The organism is Shimia sp. Alg240-R146 (genome assembly GCF_947331465.1).
GTDB lineage: Bacteria > Pseudomonadota > Alphaproteobacteria > Rhodobacterales > Rhodobacteraceae > Shimia.
On record NZ_CAMZOK010000004.1, the window covers coordinates 46343 to 69645 of the forward strand.

At 57.3% G+C, this 23303-nt stretch carries 21 protein-coding genes and 2 tRNA genes; 10 read left to right on the forward strand and 13 right to left on the reverse strand.

Translation table 11 applies throughout. The features are described from left to right. Positions 1-4: 4 nt before the first annotated feature. From hpaD to PG871_RS19795, 3 genes are read right to left on the reverse strand one after another with little or no spacing between them, the layout of a single operon-like run. Positions 5-859, reverse strand: a complete 855-nt coding sequence (gene hpaD / locus PG871_RS19785) for a 3,4-dihydroxyphenylacetate 2,3-dioxygenase (protein ID WP_270732909.1) — start codon at positions 857-859, stop codon at positions 5-7. Further along, positions 859-2370 (reverse strand): 5-carboxymethyl-2-hydroxymuconate semialdehyde dehydrogenase, encoded by a 1512-nt coding sequence (gene hpaE / locus PG871_RS19790; protein WP_270732911.1) that lies wholly within the window; start codon positions 2368-2370, stop codon positions 859-861. Before hpaE ends, hpaD begins: the two co-directional genes overlap by 1 nt. Further along, on the reverse strand, positions 2367-2756 hold the full coding sequence (locus PG871_RS19795) for a 5-carboxymethyl-2-hydroxymuconate isomerase (RefSeq protein WP_270733093.1): 390 nt from the start codon (positions 2754-2756) through the stop codon (positions 2367-2369). Before PG871_RS19795 ends, hpaE begins: the two co-directional genes overlap by 4 nt. Before the next feature lie 108 nt (positions 2757-2864). On the opposite strand from PG871_RS19795, the gene hpaR reads away from it, so the two are divergent. Beyond that, positions 2865-3302 (forward strand): homoprotocatechuate degradation operon regulator HpaR, encoded by a 438-nt coding sequence (gene hpaR / locus PG871_RS19800; protein ID WP_270732914.1) that lies wholly within the window; start codon positions 2865-2867, stop codon positions 3300-3302. Here hpaR and PG871_RS19805 read toward each other — a convergent pair. The 5 genes from PG871_RS19805 to PG871_RS19825 all read right to left on the reverse strand — a co-directional run bounded on the left by PG871_RS19805 (position 3299) and on the right by PG871_RS19825 (position 9115). Then, on the reverse strand, positions 3299-4531 hold the full coding sequence (locus PG871_RS19805; RefSeq protein ID WP_270732915.1) for a Tm-1-like ATP-binding domain-containing protein: 1233 nt from the start codon (positions 4529-4531) through the stop codon (positions 3299-3301). The genes hpaR and PG871_RS19805 overlap by 4 nt on opposite strands. 9 nt (positions 4532-4540) lie before the next feature. Continuing rightward, on the reverse strand, positions 4541-6025 hold the full coding sequence (locus PG871_RS19810; RefSeq protein ID WP_270732919.1) for an aldehyde dehydrogenase family protein: 1485 nt from the start codon (positions 6023-6025) through the stop codon (positions 4541-4543). A gap of 6 nt (positions 6026-6031) precedes the next feature. Next, entirely contained in the window at positions 6032-7549 is a 1518-nt protein-coding gene (locus PG871_RS19815) for a tripartite tricarboxylate transporter permease (RefSeq protein WP_270732921.1), read from the reverse strand. Between the two features lie 12 nt (positions 7550-7561). Then, positions 7562-8101: a tripartite tricarboxylate transporter TctB family protein gene (locus tag PG871_RS19820; RefSeq protein ID WP_270732923.1), complete on the reverse strand. Its 540-nt coding sequence runs from the start codon at positions 8099-8101 to the stop codon at positions 7562-7564. Positions 8102-8170: 69 nt separating this feature from the next. Then, a complete protein-coding gene (locus PG871_RS19825) occupies positions 8171-9115 on the reverse strand; it encodes a tripartite tricarboxylate transporter substrate-binding protein (RefSeq protein ID WP_270732926.1) in 945 nt (314 codons plus the stop codon). Between the two features lie 113 nt (positions 9116-9228). Between PG871_RS19825 and PG871_RS19830 the strand changes: the two genes are divergently transcribed. Both PG871_RS19830 and PG871_RS19835 read left to right on the forward strand, forming a co-directional pair. After that, positions 9229-10038 carry an IclR family transcriptional regulator gene (locus PG871_RS19830; RefSeq protein ID WP_270732927.1) on the forward strand — a complete coding sequence of 270 codons (810 nt, stop codon included), beginning with the start codon at positions 9229-9231 and terminating at the stop codon, positions 10036-10038. After that, complete coding sequence (locus tag PG871_RS19835; RefSeq protein ID WP_270732928.1) at positions 10035-11381, forward strand: aminotransferase class III-fold pyridoxal phosphate-dependent enzyme; 1347 nt, start codon at positions 10035-10037, stop codon at positions 11379-11381. The genes PG871_RS19830 and PG871_RS19835 overlap by 4 nt, the downstream gene beginning before the upstream one ends. A gap of 84 nt (positions 11382-11465) precedes the next feature. Here PG871_RS19835 and PG871_RS19840 read toward each other — a convergent pair whose 3' ends face one another. Beyond that, positions 11466-11648 carry a hypothetical protein gene (locus tag PG871_RS19840; RefSeq protein ID WP_270732930.1) on the reverse strand — a complete coding sequence of 61 codons (183 nt, stop codon included), beginning with the start codon at positions 11646-11648 and terminating at the stop codon, positions 11466-11468. A 222-nt stretch (positions 11649-11870) separates the two neighbouring features. Between PG871_RS19840 and PG871_RS19845 the strand changes: the two genes are divergently transcribed. The 3 genes from PG871_RS19845 to PG871_RS19855 all read left to right on the forward strand — a co-directional run bounded on the left by PG871_RS19845 (position 11871) and on the right by PG871_RS19855 (position 12322). Next, a tRNA-Asp gene (locus tag PG871_RS19845) sits at positions 11871-11947 on the forward strand. A gap of 51 nt (positions 11948-11998) precedes the next feature. Beyond that, positions 11999-12075: transfer RNA gene (locus PG871_RS19850), tRNA-Asp, on the forward strand. A gap of 73 nt (positions 12076-12148) precedes the next feature. Beyond that, on the forward strand, positions 12149-12322 hold the full coding sequence (locus PG871_RS19855; protein ID WP_270732932.1) for an RND transporter: 174 nt from the start codon (positions 12149-12151) through the stop codon (positions 12320-12322). A 175-nt stretch (positions 12323-12497) separates the two neighbouring features. Here PG871_RS19855 and PG871_RS19860 read toward each other — a convergent pair whose 3' ends face one another. Then, positions 12498-13871: a M20/M25/M40 family metallo-hydrolase gene (locus PG871_RS19860; RefSeq protein WP_270732935.1), complete on the reverse strand. Its 1374-nt coding sequence runs from the start codon at positions 13869-13871 to the stop codon at positions 12498-12500. A 257-nt stretch (positions 13872-14128) separates the two neighbouring features. Here PG871_RS19860 and hemA point away from each other — a divergent pair, with 257 nt between their 5' ends. From hemA to ispG, 3 genes are all read left to right on the forward strand, one after another. After that, positions 14129-15364: a 5-aminolevulinate synthase gene (hemA, locus tag PG871_RS19865; protein ID WP_270732938.1), complete on the forward strand. Its 1236-nt coding sequence runs from the start codon at positions 14129-14131 to the stop codon at positions 15362-15364. 105 nt (positions 15365-15469) lie between these two features. Continuing rightward, positions 15470-16666, forward strand: a complete 1197-nt coding sequence (locus tag PG871_RS19870; RefSeq protein ID WP_270732941.1) for a helix-turn-helix domain-containing protein — start codon at positions 15470-15472, stop codon at positions 16664-16666. Between the two features lie 72 nt (positions 16667-16738). Further along, the gene (ispG, locus tag PG871_RS19875; protein ID WP_270732944.1) at positions 16739-17869 is read left to right on the forward strand and encodes a flavodoxin-dependent (E)-4-hydroxy-3-methylbut-2-enyl-diphosphate synthase; all 1131 of its coding nucleotides are present in this window, start codon (positions 16739-16741) and stop codon (positions 17867-17869) included. Positions 17870-18069: 200 nt separating this feature from the next. On the opposite strand, the gene PG871_RS19880 is transcribed toward ispG, so the two are convergent. Both PG871_RS19880 and PG871_RS19885 read right to left on the reverse strand, forming a co-directional pair. Continuing rightward, entirely contained in the window at positions 18070-18816 is a 747-nt protein-coding gene (locus tag PG871_RS19880; protein WP_270732946.1) for a DsbA family protein, read from the reverse strand. Positions 18817-18829: 13 nt separating this feature from the next. Then, complete coding sequence (locus PG871_RS19885; protein ID WP_270732948.1) at positions 18830-20197, reverse strand: M48 family metalloprotease; 1368 nt, start codon at positions 20195-20197, stop codon at positions 18830-18832. A gap of 23 nt (positions 20198-20220) precedes the next feature. On the opposite strand from PG871_RS19885, the gene PG871_RS19890 reads away from it, so the two are divergent. Beyond that, positions 20221-21369: a pyridoxal phosphate-dependent aminotransferase gene (locus tag PG871_RS19890; RefSeq protein WP_270732949.1), complete on the forward strand. Its 1149-nt coding sequence runs from the start codon at positions 20221-20223 to the stop codon at positions 21367-21369. On the opposite strand, the gene PG871_RS19895 is transcribed toward PG871_RS19890, so the two are convergent. Then, a complete protein-coding gene (locus PG871_RS19895) occupies positions 21366-23186 on the reverse strand; it encodes a sensor domain-containing diguanylate cyclase (protein ID WP_270732952.1) in 1821 nt (606 codons plus the stop codon). The two genes, PG871_RS19890 and PG871_RS19895, sit on opposite strands and share 4 nt — an antisense overlap. Between the last annotated feature and the right edge of the window lie 117 nt (positions 23187-23303).

Genomic DNA, 23303 nt, shown 5'->3' on the forward strand with positions numbered 1-23303 from the left:
CCTCCTATTGAACGGGAAAAATGACGTTGGTCTGGCCGGTGCCAGACGATGGGAAATACTCGGTCACGACCTCGCATTTCGCATCATAGCTGTCCCAGCCAAGGGCACCATAAAGCATGGCGGTATCGTGCATAGAGCCTTCGCCGCAGCAGAACTCGGCATATTCCGGCAACATCTTGAGGAATGTCGCGTGATCGCCGCGCTGCCACATGTCCAACACGTGCAGATCCATCTGGCGGTTGAATTCAGAGCTGATGGTGAAGGTGCCGTTGTTGGCGGCATAGTCCTTGTTGGGCCAGATTTTGTGTGACAGCGATCCGGAGGCGACCAAAAGCACTTTGCTGTCGGACGCCTCAACCGCAGCGCGGATGGCTTCGCCGACGATACGGCTTTCGTCGTGGCCATGCACGGTGCACCATGCGGCAACCGACACGACCTTCATGTCGTGGGCGCGTGACATGAACCGCATTGGAACCAGCGTGCCATATTCAAGTTCTAGCGAGTCCAGATGGTGCGCCAGCGTATAGGCCCCGAGATCAGAGGCCTCTTTGGCAATTGCGTCGCCGAGTTCAGGATTGCCTTGGTATTCATACGGCATGTTCTGAATAAATTGCGGAAATTCGTTGGAGGTGAACAGCCCCTCAAAGCGGTTGTTCGCGTTGATGTGAAAACCCGCGTTGATGACCCAGTGAGTGTCGCAGATGATGACGGTATCCGCGCCGAGTTCTTTGGCACGGCGAGCGATTTCAAAATGTCCGTCGATAGCGGCCTGGCGTTTGCCTTTGATCGGGCCGTCCTGTTCGGACATCAGCATTGTGGGAACGTGCGTGCATTTCGCAGCGAGGACGATCTCTCCCATCAGAGGGCTCCCAACTTGGTGATTTTGTGCTGACCCGTGGCGAAACCGATGTGTTTTTGCTCCATGTAGAAATCGAAGCTCCAGTCGCCGCCGTCACGGCCGATGCCGCTGGCTTTGACGCCGCCAAACGGCGTTGGCAGGTGGCGGACGTTTTCGGAGTTCACCCAGATCATGCCGGCCTCAAGTTTGTCGGTAAAGCGTAAGGCGCGTGTCAGATCGTTGGTCCAGACATAACCTGTCAGTCCATAGGGAATGTCGTTGGCGATCTGTAATGCCTCTTCTTCGTTGGAGAAGGGGATGGAGGTCAGCACTGGGCCGAAGATTTCCTCTTGCGCGATACGCATCTGGTTGGTGGCCCCGGTAAACAGCGTCGGGCGGACAAAGTAGCCCTCATCCCCAATGGTGACGCCGCCGGCGGCAACGGTCGCGCCGTCCTCTTTGGCGATGTCAAAATAGCTTGTGACTTTGTTGAAGTGTTCTTCGGTCACAAGCGGGCCGATTTCCGTAGCGGGATCCAGCGGGTGGCCGACATTGATGTTGTTGACGCGCGCGATCAGTTTCGATTCAAATTCCTCGCGCACGGTGTCCTGAATCAACAGGCGCGACGAAGACGTGCAGCGCTCGCCATTTATCGAGTAGATCATGAAGATCGCAGCGTCCAAGGCGCGGTCCAGATCGGCGTCGTCAAACACGATGACCGGATTTTTACCTCCCAGCTCAAGGTGGTTGCGCTTGAGAGTGTCGGCGCCTTGTTTGGTGATCAGGCTACCTGTGCGGCTTTCACCGACAAAGGCGATGGCCTTGATTTTAGGATGCTCACAAAGCGCTTTGCCCGCACCTTCGCCAAATCCGTTGACGGTGTTGAGCACGCCGGGCGGCAAGCCGGCGTCCTCGGCGATCTCAACCAGCAGGCGCGCCGTCAAGGGCGATGCTTCGGCGGGTTTGTGCACCACGGTGCAGCCAGCGGCCAGAGCCGGCGCAATTTTCCATGTGGACAGCATAAAGGGCGTGTTCCACGGCGTGATGACCCCCACTGGGCCAATCGGCACGCGGGTGGTGATGTTCATCAACGTGGGCGATTGCAGGTGCTGACCGTCGCGGGCTTGCACCACCTGATCCGCAAAGTAGCGGAAGTTTTCGGCGCCACGCAAAGCGGCTTTGGACATGAACTTGTAGGCCTGACCGGTGTCCCAGCATTCACACAGTGCGATTTCCTCGGCGCGGGCTTCGATGCCTTCGGCGATGCGGATGAGGATCTTTTTGCGCGCAAGAGCCGGCAAGTCGCGCCACGCGGCAAAAGCGTCGTGCGCAGCACGGGCCGCCTTGTCGATGTCGGCGGCGGTGCCGTGCGCAACGTCGCAGATGACAGATTTATCCACGGGGGAGGTGTTTTGAAACGTGCCATTCATGCCTGCCACATCTTGGCCGGCGATGCGGTTCAGAATGCCGGCGTCGCGGAAGCGGCCAAGATAGCCGTCAAGTTTGGCGATGTTGTCGTCAAGAACGCTCATGCGTTGTCCTCCAAATGGTCGCGGACGGTTCCGAATTTCGGGGATAGGGCCGCGTCGATGTCGCGAATTTCGGCTGAAAGGGCGATGGAGCGGGTTTCCATTGCTGGGCCCATGAAGTCTTTGAGGGTGGCAAAGATGCGGGCGATGGCGTCTTGTTTGACGTCAACGCTGCGGCCTTCGCGCAAACGCACGCTCAGGTCGATGTATCCATGTTTTGGGTTGCCGTCGGCGATGGCGACGTGATCCGAACGCGTCGCGCGGACGCGGATACCAGCGGCTGGAAAGGTCTCGATCTCAGTGGCGGAGGCCCGGATCGCTTCGCACAACGCTTGGATGTCGACGACCTCTTCAATGTTTGCAGAATAGTCGATGTGAAAGTGAGGCACGGTCATTCCTTAACATGTTAATTGCTGCGAAGTTAATTAATGCTATGGTCAGTTGTCAACACTTGTGTTGCACTTCAATTTAGCAACACGCAGATTCTTGAGGCAAACATGACGAACCCCCTTCCTTCTACCGTGCGATCCCTGCCGATTGCACTGATCCGTGCGCGCGAAGGCGTGATGTCGCCGATCCGCGAGATGTTGTCAGAAACGGGAATCACCGAACAGCAATGGCGCGTTCTGCGGGTCTTGTCCGAGTATGGGCAGATGGACACAAAAACCCTGGCAGACCGCTCCAGCCTTTTGTTTCCAAGCCTCACGCGTATGGCCGCCACCATGCGTGAAAAAGGGTTGGTGACGCAGACACGGGACGTTATAGACCGGCGTCGTCAGTTTGTGGACATCACGCCGGCCGGTCAAAAAATCATCGACGACTGTTTGCCTGAAGCTGCGCTGATTGTGGCTGGTTTCAAAGAGACACTGGGCGAGCAAAACTATGAGACCCTGCTTGACCTGTTGGCCATGCTAGATCCCGGAAGCCATTCCTAAATCGAGATGGTGCCGTCGGCACACCAGCCGTCGAAAATCTCCAGTGCTTTGTCGGCGAATTCGGCATCGTTGATGTGGCAGGCAATACGGTGGGCTTGCACGGTATCGGGCAAGGTCTCCTCAATCTCAGCCAAGAATGTCGCGAGGCCGTCAGGATTGTGCAATTCCGCTCCGTCGCGGTCCCATTCGCCAAGGCCGTGTTCTGGCAGGATCAACGCCACCGGTCCTTTGGCTTGTGCGAGGTGCTCGGAGTGCACGTCTGCAACTTTTCTGGTTTCGTCTGCCTTCAAAACAACAGACGTCAGCAAGCGGTTGTGGTCATGGGTCATATGGTTGTCCCAGACCTCGGGCAGGGGTTGCCAACCAACGATGTCCACCAAATCATAACAGCCTGGCGCGACGATTTGCGGCGTGCCCGTGGCGCCGGCATTGGTCAGTCGGTCCGGACCGGCAGAAATGTTGGAGCCATTGACGTGGTTGCCCACCTCTTGGGTGCAGAAGTCAAAGACGCAGGCGAAGGCGCCTTGCGCTGCGAGGCTTTCGAAGGCCCGCCCGCCCATGCCGGTGGCATGAAACACCGCGACTTCAAATCCGCGAGCTTCCAGCGCTGGGATAAGCGGAATGACATATTTCAGCGCAGAAGTCCCAAGCGATGTCATGCCGATCAGCGGTTTGTCCGGGTCAGGCATTTGCACTGCGCGAGCCGCGCCCAGAACGGCGCCAGCCGCCTGCGACAGCGACGCTTTGCAAACTGAATTCAGGCCGTAAAGGCCACCTGCCCACAAGATCATCTGGGTGTCCGCCGCCAACCGTTCGGCTGGGATCAGCGGCGAAAATGACACGGTTGATACGATGTATTTCGGCACACCCAGCGGCAGTGCCGTTGCCACATCAAGCGCGAGGTCCGTGCCCATCGTGCCGCCAAGTACAATCATGCCGTCAAAGGCACCTTCGGAGTGCAGACGTGCCGCCAGAAGGCTGGCGCCTTTGGCCATGATCTGCATTGCGTGGTTCTCGTCGCCGCTGTCAATTGCGGTTTGGATGGTGCTGCCGCCTTCTGTGGCGACGTCGTGTTTGGAGTAATCCGTCGGCTTGGACGGGTCGCCCAAAACGGAGACGTCCATGGTGGCGACATTGCCACCTTGACTACGGATCACATCAGCAAGGAAACCCAGCTCGTCGTCTTTGGTATCGTAGGTGCCGATCACCAGAATAGTCTTGTCGGTCATGGCTGTCCCTTACAATTTGATCCAAGCAGTTTTGAGATTCACATATTTTTCAATGGCATGCAGCGACTTGTCGGAGCCGTTTCCGGATTGACCGACACCCCCGAGCGGCACAGTGCCATCCGCGCCGCCATAGGTGTTGATGTGCATGACGCCGGTGCGCACGGCTTTCACCATGCGATGTGCACGGCTTAGGTTTGCGGTCCAAGCGGCGCCGGCGAGGCCGTAAACCGTCGAGTTGGCGAGAGAGATAGCTTCGTCATCGGTTTCAAACGGAGTGACGCCCAAAACAGGACCGAACACCTCTTTTTGCGCCAACGTGGCATCGCGGGTGACGCCTGTGACAATTGTGGGGGCCATGTAGTAGCCGCCAGTTTCTTGCAAAATGCGATTGCCGCCGGTGACGATTTGGCCGCCTTCGGCTGTGGCAGTATCCACGAAACCCAGGTTGGCTGACAGTTGGACTTCGGAATTCACGGCACCAATATGGGTGTCGATCCTGAGCGGATCGCCGACACGCATTGCCTCGGTCGCCTTGGTTACGGCGGCGACAAAATCATCGTGGATCGGGGCCTCGATAAGAAGCCGTGAGCCCGCCACGCAGACTTGACCGGAATTGCGAAAAATACCGGCGGCTGCGACCTTGGCTGCTTCGTCCAGGTTGGGTGCATCGGCAAAGACAATGTTGGGGGATTTACCGCCAAGTTCCAGATAAACCCGTTTCATGTTGGAACGCGCAGCGTAGTCCATCAGACGCCGCCCTGTGGCGCCGGATCCGGTAAAGACCAAAACGTCCACATCCATCGACAAGCCAAGCGTTTCGCCGACAATACGGCCTTCGCCGGTAACCGCGTTGAGCACGCCGGGCGGTAAGCCAGCCTCAAGCGCCAGATCGGCCATGCGCATCAGCGAGAGCGATGCAGTTTCTGAAGGTTTCAGAACGACGGAGTTGCCCATCGCAAGGGCAGGCCCCAGTTTCCATGCGCCGATCATCATCGGGAAGTTCCAAGGGATGATCGCGCCGACAACACCCACCGGTTCTTTGTGGATCATGCCGAGTATGTCGCCAGCCGTCGGGGCGATTTCGCCGTAGATCTTATCCAGAGCTTCAGCATAGTAGCGGATGGTTGCGGCGGCGGATCCCGGTTCAGCCTTAAGCGCCATGCCGATCTCTGTACCGTTGTCGCGCACACCCAGAACGGCCAGTTCCAGCGCGTTTGCCTCAATCAGGTCAGCCCACTTCATCAGCACTTTCTTGCGGGCGGCGGGCGGTTGGGAGGACCAACGACCATCTTCAAACGCGGCGCGGGCCGAAGCGATGGCGGCTTTCATATCCGCCGCGGTACCGGCGGCGGCCGTGGTCAGCGCCTGACCATCGATGGGCGAGATGATATCCAATGTGCCACCATCGGAGGCAGGCACATGTTTGCCGTCGATAAGGTGATGAAAGGCGGGGACGGGCAGGGCGCGCAGGGCATCGATTTTTGACTGATCCATCGGGAATTACCTTGTTTGGCTGTCGTGCAAGTCGTGGTCTTCTTCGGGCTGATGCGCGCGCCATTCCTTGATCAGAGTGCGCAGGTGCAGTGCGAGAACCAGAACAATGATGCCGAAGATGATCGCGGCAATTGGCCGGTCGATCATGTCCAGTGGTGTCTTGAGGCGCGGCAGCGAGGAGCGGAGTTTGACTTCCATGATGCCGCCGAGAACCATGCCCAGAATGATCGGCACAATTGGTAGGTTCAGGCGCTTGAGGATCAGGCCGAGCACGCCAAAGCCGGCAGCAATCATACAATCGGTCAGCGAGTTGCGCAGCGAATAGACGCCGACAAACGACAATAGCAGGATCAACACGCCCAAAAAGCGGGTGGGTACGCGGATGATCTTGGTCAACAGGTTCGTTGAAAACAACAGAAAGACCATCACGATCACGTTGAGCGCGATCAGGGCGAAGTAGAGCCCGTAGACCAGATCAATGTTGTTCTGAAAGAGTTGTGGGCCAGGGATGACGTTGTGAACATAAAACACTGACAGCATCATGGCCGTCAGCGCTTCGCCCGGAATGCCGAGCGCCAGTAGGGGGATCATCGCGGCGGCGGGTACCGCGTTGTTGGCGGCCTCGGACGCAATCAGACCTTCGGGGGAGCCCTTGCCAAAGCTGTCAGGGTCCTTCGAGGTTTTCTGAGCATAGGTGTAGGACATAAACTGAGCGGTGAATTCGCCGGTGCCGGGGATCATGCCAAGGATCACACCAAAGCCTGAGGCAACTGTGGCGACACGTTTGTGTTTTAGCAGCTCCTTGATCCCTGCGCCCATACGACCGGTCACGGGTTTGGCGTCGGGGCTGCTGTCGGGAGCGGTGAGAAGGAAGAAGGCTTGGCTGAGGGCGAATAGGCCCAAGACGACAACGATCAGGTTTACGCCTGACGAAAGGAAAGATTGGCCGAAGGTGAAGCGTTGGGTGTATGTCACCGCATCCAGTCCAACGGTTTGCAAGAAGATACCGAACATCGCCAAAAGACCGGCAGCGAATATCTGACCTCGGTGGGCGAGGATCACGAGGATGATGCCAAGCAGGGCCGCAAGGAAGATTTCGCGCGATCCGAACATCGGGGCAATCATCGCCAAAACTGGCGACAGCAGAATCAAACACAGAATGCCAAAGATGCCCCCCCAGAACGACGCGGAATAGGCCAGAGACACTGCACGGTGCGCCTCGCCGCGTTGGGTCATGGGGTAGCCGTCGTAAGACGTCAGCGCATTGACGGCTGTTCCGGGCGTGTTGATTAGAACCGCGGGAATGGCACCGCCATACATCGACGATCCGTAGATGCCGAGCAGCATCGTCAGCCCAACAATCGGATCCAGTGAGAACGTCGCGGGCAGCAGGATCGCGATGGCAACCGCAGGACCGACCCCGGGGATAGCGCCAATAATGACGCCGCCGATTGACCCGACAAGTAGGGCCAATACCACATCCCAGCGGGCGAGCATTTCCAGTCCGGCAAGAAGGTTTTCCAACAGAGGCTCCGATCAGAAGTAGGTCAGCATGATCTGGCGCAGCCCGTCCGGCAGGCCTTCATAGATCAGGCCCGAGGGCAGGTTCACCTTCAAGAAGGTTTTGAACAGCAACACGATGATGACAGCGGCAACCGCCGCCGCAATGAGCGTGGAAGTCTTGCGATAGCCAACGCGCAGAGCAAGCGCGAGGGCGAACAGAAGCGTCGTAGGTAAGTAGCCCAAGTAAGGGACGGCAGCGGCATAGGCGATAAACCAAGCAGCGTATTCCAGCGAGGAGACCCACAGCCAGACCTCTTGCCAGCGTCCTTCTAGGCGTTCGGATAGCGCGGAGCCCAACAGATGAAAGGCCGCAAAAAACGCCATGCCACCAAGGGACACGGCGGGCCAGAAACGGGGTTGAGCAAACAATTTGCCGCCGTTGCGCCACACGGTTTGGTCGGCGATCTGCGACAGCAGTAAAACAGAGCCAATCAAGGCGAACCATGCAAACACGATGTCACCGGGTCTGCGGTAGCGCTTGAACAGAGATTGGAGCGTTTTCACGCGCGACATGACATTTTCCGTTCCAAAAAGGTCAAACGGCCGGTCAGCGCTGGGCTGCCCGGCCGAAAGGGAGGTATCTTAGTTGGCAAGCATGCCTTCGATGCGGGCCATGGTTTCGATATCTTTTTCGATCTGTGTGACCACCTCGGCAGCGGGCTGCCAGTAGACCAGCGCGCCGGTTTCAGCGGCCAGTTTCTGAGCTCGTTCACTCATCATGGTCTTCTCTGCAACGGCGATGATCTTGTCCTGTACGTCTTGTGGTGTGTCCGCGTGGACGAACAAGCCGTTCCAAAGCGCGACATTCAGATCAGGCGCAAGTTCGGCGACAGTTGGGGTGTCTGGTGTCAGGCCGATGCGTTCGTTGCCGATGGAGGCCAGAACCTTCACGTCGTCAAGGCAGGGCAGGATCAGCTGCAAGGTGGTGTTGATCACGTCTACATCACCTGAGGCCAGCGTGTTGCAGTCCAGCGCGTCAAAAGCCGCGTCAGCCGAGTAGGAAAAGCCCATGCTTTTTGCCAGGCCCATAGTGACTTGGGTGGGCACCAGCGGGGCGCCGAAGTGGCCCAGAACGACGTCGTTGTCGGAGGCATGCGCAGCGAGTTCTTCCATAGAGCCATATGGCGCGTTGCCACTGGTGGCGATCACAAACGGATACGTCAGGAAGTTGCCAAGCGGCACGAATGGATCGGGGTTTAATTCAGGAATGCCGATCTGTGGGCCAACAACGGGAATGGCGATGATAAAGGAGCCAACCGTGTAGCCATCAGCTGGCGCGTTTGCGACTTCGATAGCGCCGGGGAACGGGCCGCCACCGCCGCCGGGCTTGTTCACCACAGCCGTCGGGACGTCGTAGGCGGCAGAGAAATCTTCGGCGATCATGCGCGTCAGCACGTCTTCGAGATCACCGGGAGGCCACGGCACAACAAATTCAACCGGCTTTTCCGGATATTCGGCTTGCGCCGTTCCTGTGAGGGCAGTCATGGCCAGAGCCATTGCGGTCACAGACTTCAAAATCCTAGACATTTCATTCTCCCTGATTTGGTTCACATATTGAACCGTTATTTCGTAAAAAGGTTGCCTTGGTAATTATCTTGTGTCAAACTTTTTTTTGGATCAGACAAAATGAGACCGTTCAAATGTCCTCTGCTACCAAAGCTCTGAAGTTGCTTTCCTACTTTTCGACCGCGCGCCCCGAAATCGGGCTGTCGCAACTGTGCCGTATAGCTGGGCGCGATAAAGCGACGACCTATCGCCACTTGCAGGCCCTTGAATCTGTGGGGTTTGTTGAGCAGAATCCGCTAACAAAGCATTATCGCCTTGGGCCCGCGGTTTTGCAGCTTGCGCAAGTCAGGGAGGCCACGGTCCCGCGCAAAGAAGCCGCGAAGGCGGTGTTGTTGGCGCTTGCGGATGCGACAGGTGAAACAGCGCATGTCACGGTCCTGTCGGGCACAACCGTTTACGGATTGTGTGAATGCGAATCCCCCCATCACGGAGCGCGGGCGGTTATCGACATAGATACGTTCCCGCTACATGCCACGGCGTCTGGCCTCAGTTCATTGGCATTTGGTGACCCGAGCCTTTTGGACGTTGCCCTAGAGAACCTTGAAAGCTTCACAGCACACACGCCGGCCACGAAATCCGATTTATTGGCGCTGATTGAAAATACGCGAGAGGTTGGGTTTGGCTGCGCCGAACGGAGTTTTGAGTCCGAAATCCAAGGCATTGCCGCGCCGATTTTTGACCACACCGGTCACCTCGCTGGAGCGGTGGCCGTGGCCAGCGTGGCGTCTCGCCATACTGCCGAGTTGGAACGCACAATTAAATCCGAATTGATTATCGCAGCGCGCGAAATCACCCGCAATTGGGGCGGAACTATCCCCGTCCAGATCGAGGCCGCTTGGGCCAAGTCCGACACATCTCCAAATGCATTGGAACCCACACGATGAAAGATTCAAACTTCCTGAAGGAACACAACGGCCGCTTGATGTGGCATCCGATGACGTCACCACAAGACAGTTTGGATCAGCCGCCGACGATCATCACCGAAGCTGATGGCGTGTCGATCACTGACATTGATGGCCACCGCGTGGTTGATGGGGTCGGGGGGTTGTGGAACGTCAACCTCGGCTATTCGTGTCAGCCGGTGAAGGACGCGATTGCGGCGCAACTCGACAGATTGCCTTATTATTCAACCTTCCGCGGCACGTCCAATGATGCGGCGATTGAACTGTCATATGAGCTTGGTGAATTCTTTGCGGCGGACGGGCTTCACCGCGCATTCTTTACGTCGGGCGGGTCTGACAGCGTCGAGACTTCGCTACGGCTTGCGCGCCAGTACCATAAGCTGCGCGGCGAGGCAGGCAGAACGAAGTTCCTGAGCCTAAAAAAAGGCTATCACGGCACGCATATCGGCGGGGCGTCGGTCAACGGGAATGCAAATTTCCGCAACGCCTATGAGCCTCTACTGCCCGGCTGTTTCCACATTCCCGCGCCCTATACCTACCGCAACCCGTTCAACGAATCCGATCCTGAGAGGCTCGCGCAACTCTGCATTCAAGCGTTGGAAGACGAGATTGCATTTCAAGGCGCCAACACCATCGCCGCCATGATTATGGAGCCGATTTTGGGCGCTGGGGGGGTTATCCCGCCGCATCCGTCTTTTGCCCCTGCTGTGCAGGAAATCTGCAACCGCAATGGCATCCTTTTGATCACAGACGAGGTGATAACGGCATATGGCCGAACGGGTGCGTGGTCAGGCGCGCGGCTTTGGGGTGTTAACCCCGATATGATGGCTACCGCGAAGGCAATCACCAACGGGTATTTTCCTTTTGGTGCCGTGATGCTGGGCGAACGTATGATCGAGGTTTTTGAAGGCAACCCTTCGGCAAAGATCGGTCATGGCTACACCTATTCCGGTCACCCGGTCGGGGCGGCGGCTGCTTTGGCCTGTTTGGCGGAAACCAAACGGCTGAACGTGATCGATAACGCAGCCGCCCGCGGTACGCAGTTGTTTGAAGGCTGTAAGGCGTTGATGGAGAAGTACGATATTATCGGCGACGTGCGTGGTGGCTATGGGTTGATGACGGCGATTGAAATGGTCAGTGACCGCGCCACCAAGCAACCAATTGACGGGGCCACAGCAACAAAAGTGCAAGACGTAGCTTATCAGAGCGGTGCGATGGTGCGTGTCTCAGGCCCCAACCTAATCATGTCGCCGCCGCTGGTCTTGTCTGAGGCAGACGCGGCCACCATCCTGACGGCGCTTGAGGCCGGATTTGCCGCGACCTGAGAAAGGCTTGCACACCACAGAATGTCGAAAAGAAAAAAGGGCGGCCCCAAACGGCCGCCCTCTACAAAACTCATGTGCCTCGGATCAAGATGCCGGTGCGCAGGCCACGGACCCGGTTTCGGTGGTCACGAGAGCATAGCCCGCGTCACAGCTGGCGTTGCCGGCTTTGTCGAAGTTGGGTTGCATGTAAACAGGCGCAGGTTCTGGCTGCGAGCAAGCAGCGAGGGTCAGACCGGCGGCGCAAAGTGCGGCATAGAGAGGTTTCATGGCAGAATTTCCTTTGAAAAGTGACTCGTTTCAGTAAGGACATCTAAACACATCCCTAATGCTACGCAAAGTGGTGAGCAGGAGATCGCCTATGAGCCAATAGGGCTAAATGCGGCTTGGTAAAAATTCTTTGATTTGGGTGCGGATATGCGCTTGACGCGCTGAGATGCTCAGCATAAACCACGCCTCACGCTGAAGGGCACAGTCCTGATGCGGCAGCGAGCGGTTGTAGCTCAGTTGGTTAGAGTACCGGCCTGTCACGCCGGGGGTCGCGGGTTCGAGCCCCGTCAACCGCGCCATCGCTGCCTACCTTTGTCCAAGGTTAACTGGACGCGCCGAAAGGCATACGCGCGGTTGTAGCTCAGCTGGTTAGAGTACCGGCCTGTCACGCCGGGGGTCGCGGGTTCGAGCCCCGTCAACCGCGCCACTTTCTCCCTTAATGGATTGGTTAAATTGCGTTTATCGATCGCATTAGCTGGCCGACATTACTTACCATTGCAGTGATCTTGGGATTGGCGCCGTTTTCGCCTGAGCCACATCTTTGGGAAAAGCTCAAGATGTTGGTCAATGGCACTTTGGTGAAGCCGATGGACTGGTTTGATATGGTCATGCACAGTGCGCCGCTTGTTATGGTTGCTGCAAAAGCGGTGCGGCACGCCCAGCAGAAAAAATAGCCCGTTTAGGGTCTGGACCAGTCTGCGTGGGAGCAGTGCTCAATTGCGCCGTAGGTGGCGCGATGAAGTCGTCTTATTCCAGCCTTTGCATTTTGGGATTGCCCAAGAAACAAACCGGCGGATCATTTCTTGAGCAAAGGAAAAAACTGAGAAAAGAAGACGTTGAGAGCGGTGATTAAGTGCTCAAGGCGTCCAGAATGCGCGCCCAGGAGCGGATGCCTTTGTGGAAGCTTTCCAGATCGTATTTTTCATTGGGAGAGTGGATCTGGTCGTCGTCTTTGCCAAAACCGATCAACATCGCGTCAACCCCCAGCAAGTCTTTGAAGAAACCGGCAATGGGGATGGATCCACCACAACCAACATACGCGGCGGGGCGCGGCCATTCATCAGACAGAGCTTTTCGCGCTTTTTCAAACGCAGGGTCGTCTATGGACATCTGCGAAGCGGCGGAGCCTTTTTCGGTGCGGTATTCCACCGAAAAACCCTCTGGCATGTAGCTTTCCAGATGCGACCGGAAGCTGGCACGGATTTTGTCGGGGTCCTGTTGCCCCACCAGACGGAAAGACACCTTTGCCGAGGCCTCGGACGGCAGCACAGTTTTGAAACCATCACCGGTGTAGCCGCCCCAGATGCCATTTACATCACAGGTTGGACGCGACCAGATTTGTTCAAGCGGGGTGCGGTCTTGTTCACCGGCCGCAGCCGTTAGTCCGACGTCGCCCAGATAGGTTTCGTGATCAAAGCCCAGACCCTGCCACTGTGCCCGCACTTCGTCTGGCAGTTCAGGAACATCGTCGTAAAACCCGTCCAGCGTGACTGCACCGGTTTCGTCATGCAACGCTCCAAGCGCTTTGGTCAAAACGCGGATCGGGTTCATCGCGATGCCGCCATACATGCCGGAGTGCAGATCGCGGGAAGGGCCGGTGATGGTGAAATCTTCGGCCAGCAGACCACGCAGCATCGTGGTGATCGCAGGAACCGCACTTTCAAACAGGCCGGTGTCGCAGATAAGGGCAATGTCAGTGGTCAGCTCTTCGGCGTTTTCTTTCATGAAAGGCACGAGCGAGGGTGAGCCGCTTTCTTCTTCGCCCTCAAAGAAAAAGGTGATTTTGCAAGGCAGGGTGCCATATTCGGCCCTCCATGCGCGGCAGGCCTCGACAAAGGTCATCAACTGGCCCTTGTCATCAGATGCGCCGCGGGCGCGGATCACTTTGCCTGCGTCTGTGTCCTGAAGCTCTGGATCAAACGGGTCGCGGTCCCACAGCTCAATTGGGTCAATTGGCTGCACGTCGTAGTGGCCATAAAACAGCAGGTGCGGGCCATCGCCTTCGACGTGGCCGACGACCATAGGGTGGCCCGGTGTGACGCGTTTTTCGGCGGTGACGCCAATGCTTTGCAAATCGGCAACCAACCAATCGGCGGCTGCGTCGCAATGGTCTTTGTAGGCTGGGTCCGTGGAAACCGAAGGAATGCGCAGCAAATCGAACAGGCGCTCAATGGCCTGCGGCATATCCTGATCGATTCTGGCAAGTATTGAGTCGAGTGACATTTCGGTCTCCTTAAACAGCTAGTGACACACCATTAATCCTTTGGTGCGACGATTTGCGGGGAGCCTAACATTGCTTTTGGCACTGTCCAGCCTCGCAAAAATGGAATTTGATCGATATCAAGGTGGATAGGCAGCTTGTTAATCATTCTGTTGTCGGAGAGAGAGTGCAAGGCTACACTGGTGGCCATCGCGCCAGCCAAAGTTAAGGGCGTCCAAAATAATGGACTCGGCCCGGTAAGACAGTGAAGGGACGCCTTGTGGAGCATACTGTAGATTTCTCGGCACAGCTTGATCGTGCTTTGAACAACCTTCATGAAGAAGGCCGGTATCGGACGTTTATCGACATCGAGCGTCAGCAGGGCAATTTCCCGCATGCCACGTGGACCAAACCTGACGGCACTCAGCAGCCGATCACCGTCTGGTGCGGTAACGATTATCTGGGCATGGGCCAGCATCCTGTTGTGATGGCCGCGATGCACGACGCGATTGATGCAGTCGGAGCAGGCTCTGGCGGGACGCGCAATATTTCCGGCACAACTGTGTTTCACAAACGGCTTGAGGCCGAACTGGCAGATTTGCACGGTAAAGAAAGCGCGCTGTTGTTCACCAGCGCCTATATCGCCAACGACGCAACGCTGAGCACATTGCCCAAGTTGTTTCCGGGGCTGATCATTTATTCTGACGCACTTAACCATGCCAGTATGATTGAGGGAGTGCGCCGCAACGGCGGCGCCAAGCGGATTTTCCGTCACAATGACATCGCGCATCTGCGGGAACTGCTTGAGGCGGATGATCCCAAAGCACCCAAGTTGATCGCGTTTGAATCTGTCTATTCGATGGACGGTGATTTTGGACCTATCTCTGAAATCTGTGATTTGGCGGATGAATTTGGCGCGCTGACTTATATTGACGAAGTGCACGCGGTTGGCATGTACGGCCCGCGGGGCGGTGGCGTGACAGAACGCGACAACCTCGCGCATCGCATCGACATCATCAACGGCACTCTGGCCAAAGCGTATGGCGTCATGGGGGGCTATATCGCCGCGTCTGAGAAAATGTGTGACGCTGTTCGGTCATATGCGCCGGGCTTTATCTTCACGACATCTTTGCCGCCAGCGGTGGCCGCAGGCGCTGCGGCATCCGTCGCGCACCTGAAAAAAGATCAGGACCTGCGGGATCAGCATCAGACACAGGCAAAAATCCTGAAACTGCGCCTAAAGGGCCTAGGTTTGCCGATCATTGATCATGGCAGCCACATCGTTCCGGTGATTGTCGGCGACCCGGTTCACACCAAGGTTTTGTCCGACCATCTGCTCGCAGATTATGGAATTTACGTGCAACCCATTAACTTTCCAACCGTCCCACGCGGCACCGAACGGCTGCGATTCACCCCGTCTCCGGTGCATGGGCCGGACGAAATGGACAAGCTTATCAATGGGATGGACGCCCTTTGGAGCCACTGTGCGCTGAATCGTGCCGATTTGGCCGGCTAATTTACCCTAAGGTGTGAAATTCGTTATTTTCTGCTAGGATCGTGGTAACAAAGGATCGATCCGAATCGACAAATCACGGATCGGCATTACGATGGGGCGTATGGCATGATCGGGCGCAGAGCTAAGCGCAAATCCGAAGACGTAGAAGAACGGCCCAAGGGCTATGACGACTTCCACGTGCGTCTTGGGGATAATATGCGAGGTGAGCGTGCCACCATGGGCAAGTCGCTCTTGGATGTGCAGCGAGAGCTTCGAATCCGTGCCGCCTATATCGCCGCCATTGAAAATTGTGACCCCTCGGCTTTTGAAACCCCCGGATTTATCGCGGGTTATGTGCGGTCATATGCGCGCTATCTAAATATGGATCCGGAAGAGGCGTTTGCTAAATTCTGCGAGGAAAGCGGATTTAGCACTGCGCATGGCATGTCTGCTGCGGCGTCGACGATCCGCAAAAAAGAGGCCGTGGTGTCTCGCGGTCCAAACAACGATCCGTTTGCCACGCCGAACATGCCCTTTGCGCCTGCGCAAGATTCCATTCTGTCTCGGGTTGAGCCGCGCGCGATTGGGTCGTCGTTGATCCTGGTCGCGCTGATTGGCGCCATTGGCTACGGCGGGTGGAGCGTTCTCAATGAAATTCAAAGAGTTACGCTGGCACCTGTAGAGCAAGCCCCGGTAGTTTTGACCGATCTCGATCCGGTCAGTTCAGCGACCACCGACCCTGGAAATGCACAAGATTTGACCCAGACGGCAGGTATGTTGACCCCGCCAAGCGAAGCTTTGGACCGTTTGTACCGCCCGCAAGCGCTGGACGTACCTGTCTTGGTGGCGCGGGATGCGCCAATTTCGCAGCTCAGCCCGGACGTGTTGGGCTTGTTCACACCGGAACCTTCGGTTTTGGCATCGGTTTCGCCGGTGATTGAGAGCCTGCCAGTACCCAAGGTGATTGAAGACGGCGCGCCGGAAATGGTGATCATGGCTGTGCGTCCGGCTTGGGTCCGGGTTCGGTCGGCGCAGGGCACTGTCCTGTTTGAGAAGATTCTGGATGCGGGTGAGGAATATGTCCTACCGGCCACCGAAGAAGCCCCGACCCTGCGGGCCGGAATGTCCGGATCGGTCTATTTCAAGCTAAACGGTGAGATTTTCGGCCCCGCTGGAGAAGGCACCGGAACTGTGCGGGATCTGGCGCTAAGTATTGAAGAAATCGAAAAAAACTTTGAACTGGCGGACATGACCCGTGATCCGGCCCTTGCACGGATTGCGGCGCTTACGGCGACGCAATCGGCGGACCTCGGCGAGGAGTAAAGTCGCGCGGGATTGCCCCTTAAAGCGTAAGGCAGTAGACAAGCCCCAAACCTAGCGGTGAGGGGCTTTTGCATGTCCATGAATCACATTCGACCTTGGCGAAATATCGAACGACGCAAATCGCGCCAGATTATGGTGGGCAAGGTACCCGTCGGTGGCGATGCGCCCATTGCCGTGCAAACCATGACCAACACCGACAGCAGCGACGTGAAGGCGACGCTTGGGCAAGTCATGGCTGCGGCAGAGGCGGGCGCGGATATCGTGCGCATTTCGGTTCCGGATGTCGCGGCGTCCAACGCCTTGAAAGAAATCACAAAAGAGAGCCCGGTGCCGATCGTCGCCGACATCCATTTCCACTATAAGCGCGCGATTGAAGCGGCTGAGGCCGGAGCGGCCTGTCTGCGGATCAACCCGGGTAATATCGGGGATGAGAAGCGGGTCAAGGAAGTGATTGCGGCGGCGCGGGATAACGGCTGTTCTATTCGCATTGGTGTCAATGCGGGCAGCCTTGAGAAACACCTGCTGGAAAAATACGGTGAGCCCTGTCCCGATGCGATGGTCGAGAGTGGGCTTGAGCACATTAAGATACTGCAAGATAACGATTTTCACGAATTCAAGATCTCGGTGAAAGCCAGTGATGTGTTCATGTCTGCCGCCGCCTATCAGATGCTTGCGGACGCGACAGACGCGCCAATTCACCTTGGGATCACCGAGGCTGGTGGTTTTGTCAGCGGCACAATCAAGTCGGCGATTGGGCTTGGACAGCTGCTTTGGATGGGCATCGGTGACACGCTTCGGGTGAGCCTGAGTGCCGATCCGGTGGAAGAGGTGAAGGTTGGATTTGAAATCCTCAAAAGCCTTGGGCTGCGCCATCGCGGGGTGAATATCATCAGCTGTCCAAGCTGTGCACGTCAGGGCTTTGATGTGATTAAGACCGTGGAAACATTGGAAGAAAGGCTGGCGCATATCCATACGCCGATGAGCCTTTCGATCATCGGGTGCGTGGTCAACGGACCGGGGGAAGCCTTGATGACGGACGTCGGATTCACCGGCGGCGGCGCCGGATCAGGCATGGTCTATCTTGCGGGGAAGCAGAGTCACAAGCTGAGCAATGAGGCAATGGTCGAGCACATCGTCGAGCAGGTTGAGACCAAGGCTGCGGAGATAGAAGCGGCTATGGCGGCAGAAGAAGCCGCGGAATAACCGCTTTAAGAAATCTGCGTTAACACTCTGATTTTTTGTGAAAAATGCCAATTCGGTATCGCGTCGGCAATACGTCGGTATTGCGGCTGTGTGATTTGGTGACATTCGCTGCGTAAATAGTGCGCGCGTTGCCTGTCAGGAAAACCTGTCGAAAAGGGTCAGGCAGCGGCGGGTTTTGCGTCAAAACCCGCCGTGTGCCATTAGCCGCGTTTGTCGGCGACCAAGTCGCGCATCGCGTTGAGCGGCAGGTAGCCTCGCAGCAATTCGTCTTGCATGACAAACGTTGGTGTGCCGCTGATTTGCAGGGCGCGGGCCAATTCCTGGGTGCCACGCAATTCTGCGGTGACCTCTTCGCTTTGCATGTGTGCAACCACGGCGTCGCCATCAAAGCCGAGGCTCTTTGCCAATTTGGAAAGGACCTTGTCTGAGGGATCTTTGCGCATGGTAATTAATTCGTCATGCGCGGCCTTATAGGCGTCGTTGCCGTGCAGCTGTTTGATCGCTACGGCAAAGCGAGAGGACGCGGTAGAGGCTTCACCAAGGATCGGGAACTCTTTGACGATCAGTTTGATGTTGCCGTCTGATGCGACCAATTCGGCGACCTCGTCATGCGCTTTGCGGCAATAGCCGCAGCGGTAGTCGACAAATTCCACCAAAGTGATGTCGCCATCGGGATTGCCGCCAACCCAGGAGAAGCCGTCGTCAAAGATGGCCTCGGCATGTGCTGTAATCATCGCGCTGTCGCCTGCGGCCTGTGCGTTGGCCTGACGCTCTTCGAGGACGGCGACGGCTTCCATGATGACCTGGGGGTTGTCCAGTAGGTAGGCGCGGATTTCAGCGCGGAAGGCAGCGCGTTCATCGTCGGACATGCTGTCAATGTCAAAGGCGGCCAGCGGGGCCGCAGCGAGGCTGAGAGCCAGCGCGGAAGAGGCGAGAATGCGTTTCATAAAGAGAACTCCGTTATCGTTTTTTGCGGTTGGCTCGCTTTGCAGCGGCCAGAATGTCATCTGCGCGGCGATAGGCGCTTGAGCCACGCGGCAAAAGCCCCAAAGCGCGTTGGGCGTGAATTTCGGCGTCTTCGAGCCGACCTGCAAGCGCATAACGCTCGGCCGTCGAAAGTGAGGCCATACCGTTGTTGCCCACTTGGGCGTAGGCAGAGCCGAGATCACGCAGCACGCGCATATTGCGGAAGTCGCGATTGCGTGAGTCCTCGAGATAGGTCAGCGCTTTTTTCGGGCGCTCCACGGTCAACAGGGCGCGGCCCAAGTTGCCAAGGATCAGCGAATCCCGCGGCGCAAGATTTGCCGCGGTGCGGTAGGCCGCGACGGCGGATTGGAACTGTCGGCTTTGCAGAAGGATCTGACCTTTGAGGTCATAATACTGGGCGTCATCGGGGCGCAGGTCGATGGCGGTGTTGATGTGGCTCAGCGCTTTGTCGCGTTCTTGCTGGCGGTGATAAGCCACGGCGAGGCGCATGTGCTGCACGTCTTTGGCCGGGCTTTCATCATAACGCTGTAGCGTCCATTTTGCGGGCCGTTTGAAAGCGGTCACTTTGGAGCGGGCGCGGTCGTACCAGTATTCCAGCTCCGGCTGTGGACGGGCCTTGCCGGAATAGGCGGCAACATAGCGTTCCATCGCACGTATACGGTCACGAGTCAGCGGGTGGGAGCGCATGTAGGGATCTTGGCGGGTCACATTGAGCAGCTCCTGGCCTTCGAAAAGCTGCTGGACTTTGATCATACCTTTGGGGTCGATGCCGGCGGCCGCCATATAGCGCACACCGGATTGGTCTGCGGAGGCCTCTTCGGCGCGGGTGTGGCCAAGGAACTGACGCTGGGCCGAGCTTTGCGTGCCAAGCGCCAAAGCTGCTGCCACATCGCTGCGTCCTGTGGCGGCGGCAGCGGCAAGCGCAAGTGCAAGGCCAAGCCCCGCGACGGTGCGGGCATTGTCGAGATTGGCCATACGCCGCGAGATGTGGCCATTGGCGATATGAGCGGCTTCGTGGGCGATCACAGCCTGCAGTTTTTCCGGCGTGTTCATCTTCATCAACAAGCCGGTGTGGATATAGATATGGCCGTTGTCCACCACGAAGGCGTTCAGGCTGTTGTCGTCGATAAGCAGGATTTTGATGGAGCCGCCCAGACCCGACGCTTTCAGGATGGGTGCGGCCATACGGGCCAGCGCGTTTTCAATGTCGCTGTCGCGGATCAACGTGGCGGCGCGGGCAGGGGCTGTGGTCCACACCAGAAGCAACGCCGCGAGCAGCGGGCCGACAAAGAACATCGGCGCGCGCATTGACGGCGCGCGATTTTCGCGGTGAAACCTCATGGAGGCCAATAGGGAACAAAACGATGCGGAACTCAAGGCGTGGGGCGGTTGATCCCTTCATTGTGATGGATGTGATGGAAGCGGCGCGTCAGGCCGAGGCCGGAGGGCGTCATATTATCCACATGGAAGTGGGCCAACCGGGCACCGCGGCGCCCAAAGGCGCGCAAATGGCTTTGACAGAAGCGATGTCCAAAGATGCGCTTGGTTACACGGTGGCGCTTGGCATACCGGAGCTTCGGGCGCGAATCGCGCAGCTTTATATGGACTGGTATGGCGTTGATCTTGATCCCGGTCGGGTGATTGTGACGCCGGGCAGCAGCGGCGCCTTCCTGTTGGCGTTTACCGCGCTGTTTGATGCGGGAGACAAGGTGGCCATCGGGGCACCGGGTTATCCGAGCTATCGCCAGATATTGAAAGCGTTGAGCCTTGAGCCGTTGGATGTGCCCTCGGCGCCGGAGAACCGGCTGCAGCCGGTGCCTGACGACTTGCGGAACATGGCGTTTGACGGGTTGATGGTGGCGTCGCCTGCAAATCCGACGGGCACGATGTTGGATCGCGACGCCATGGCGGCGTTGATCGACCTTTGCCGCGAAAAAGGTGCAGCCTTTATCAGTGACGAGATTTATCACGGTATCGAGTATGAGGCCAAGGCTGTCAGCGCGCTTGAGCTGACGGATGACTGCTATGTCATCAACAGTTTCTCCAAGTATTTCAGCATGACGGGATGGCGTGTCGGCTGGATGGTGGTGCCCGAGGATCACGTGCGCAAAATCGAGCGGTTGGCGCAAAACATGTTCATCTGTGCCAGCCACGCGAGCCAAGTCGCGGCTTTGGCGGCGATGCAATGCCACGATGAGTTGGAGGCGAACATGGCGGTTTATCGCGCCAACCGTGCCCTGATGATTGAAGGATTGCCCAAGGCCGGGTTTGGCAAATTTGCTCCGCCGGATGGGGCGTTTTATGTCTATGTCGACGTTTCGGACTACACCACAGACAGCCGCGCCTTTGCCCGTGAAATCCTTGACGACGCAGGCGTTGCGGTGACGCCGGGGTTGGATTTTGATCCGGAACGCGGCGCCACGACCTTGCGGTTTTCCTATGCGCGCAGCACCGAAGATATTGCCGAAGGCCTTGAGCGGTTGAAGACCTTTATGGTCAACCGGGGCGCTTAGGCGGCCACGGTCACATTGGTGCCGGCGGGGGTGCGTACGCAGTTTCGCCCGTCCGATTTCGCAAGATAGAGTGCCGCGTCGGTGGTCTCTAACAAATGGCTGGCGGCGGGGCTGCCGGTGGCGTCGGTGCCTGCAACGCCGAAGCTGCAGGTGATGGCAAGTGGGCCATGGTCGGTTTGAAATGCGGTGTCAGCCACGGTTTTGAGAAGGCGGGTGGCCAGACCCTCGGCATCGCGTTGTGTGGTATTGGGCAGGATCAGAACAAATTCTTCACCACCGTAGCGGCACAGCCGGTCGGATTTGCGCAGGTTCAAGGCTGAGAGACGGGCCGAAAGGTCCCGAAGAATGGTGTCACCGGTCGGGTGGCCGTAGGTGTCATTGACCGATTTGAAGTGGTCGATGTCAAACAGGATCAGCGACAGAGGTGTTTTGTTGTCGATGCTATCAAGCCAGCTTTGGGCCCAGAGGTGGTCGAATGATTGGCGGTTCAAAAGCCCCGTGAGGTGATCGTGACGTGCCATGTGGAGTGCGTCATCATGCGCGCGCGCGAGTTGCTCTTTCTCCTGCTCCAGCAATTCGGTGCGTGCGATGGCCACAGAGGCGCGGTTGCCAACAATGTGGCTGAGGATCATCATCAGGGCAACAATACTAACGGGGATCAGGAACAGGTTATAGTTGTCCAGATTTGCTGAGATGATGTCGTGAAGGCCAGCGGTCAGGCAAAGCCCGGTCGAAATGCCGAGGGTCTTGGCCCCAGGTTGACGGGTTCGGATTGCATGGACGATGTGAAACGTACCAGGGACGAAGGTGATCAGACAAAAGATTTGCGCGTAGACAAGCACAGTCGATACCAAGCCGAGTGGCAACACGAAGGCCAGCAGGGCAAGAGTGTAGGCTGAAATATGAAGCGGAAGCCGCACAAGTTGCGGCAATCGAAGCGGGAAAAGCGCCTCAATCAGCAAATAGGTCCAAGAGGCGAGAAGTGGCACAAGCCCGACCTCAAGACGCATTCGGTAGGGATGCCATTCGGAGCCAAAAATCATTTCGATGATGTTTTCGACGGCAATGGCTCGCAAGATGATAATCAAGGACAGGACTGCTAAAACACCGGCAGCCCTGTCTCGGAGACCGCTGGTGAAGAACACAGCATTGCGCAACAAGATAAGCAGGAGCGCACCGATGGTTATGCCGCCGATCAGGCTGCGCAGGTATTGCGAAAACCGCTCGTTTTCGGCCGTTGAGATGTAAGGGGCCTCGGCCACGCCGCCCCAATCAAACATTGTCTTGCGCACATGGATCATCAAAAGGCCGTCGCCGACAAAAGGCAACGGATGGGTAAGGTTGCGATGCGCGGCAAGATCGGGGCCCGTGAGATTGCCTTTGACCGCGACTTCCAAGGCCTGCGAAGGGTTGTCACGAGGCACCCAGTACAAACGATAGGCGTCATGGATCATGCCAACGTGTAAAATCAGATCCGTTCGCGCGACATCGGGCAAGGACAGGGCCGCTACGTAAGTCGCGATGCCGTCGTCATGCGCGTTGTCCGGCAGTGACGGCACTTTGCCATACCAGTTTGCGGGCACTTTAAGTGAGTCCGCATCCTCCGCCTCGAAGGCCATTACGGCTTCTTGGGGGGTCAGGTATGCGCCCCATTTAAAAAGCCAGTCGCCTTCCAGAAAATAGCGGTCTACCTCACCCTCATACACCTGTCTGCCATCAAAGCTGGCATAGTCAGCCTGCGCCGAGGGTGCAGAGATCACCAACGTGCACAGCACTGCCATGCTGAAAAGCCAAAACCTGTGTGCAATCAATGTCACGTAGCGCCTCTTTTTCTGTCCGCCCTTTGGCCTAACGTTGATTCTTTATGTGATGGTTAAGATCGGCGGGATATTGCCTTGCTTTGTAATGACTTGTTTGCAGGAAAATTTTGACCT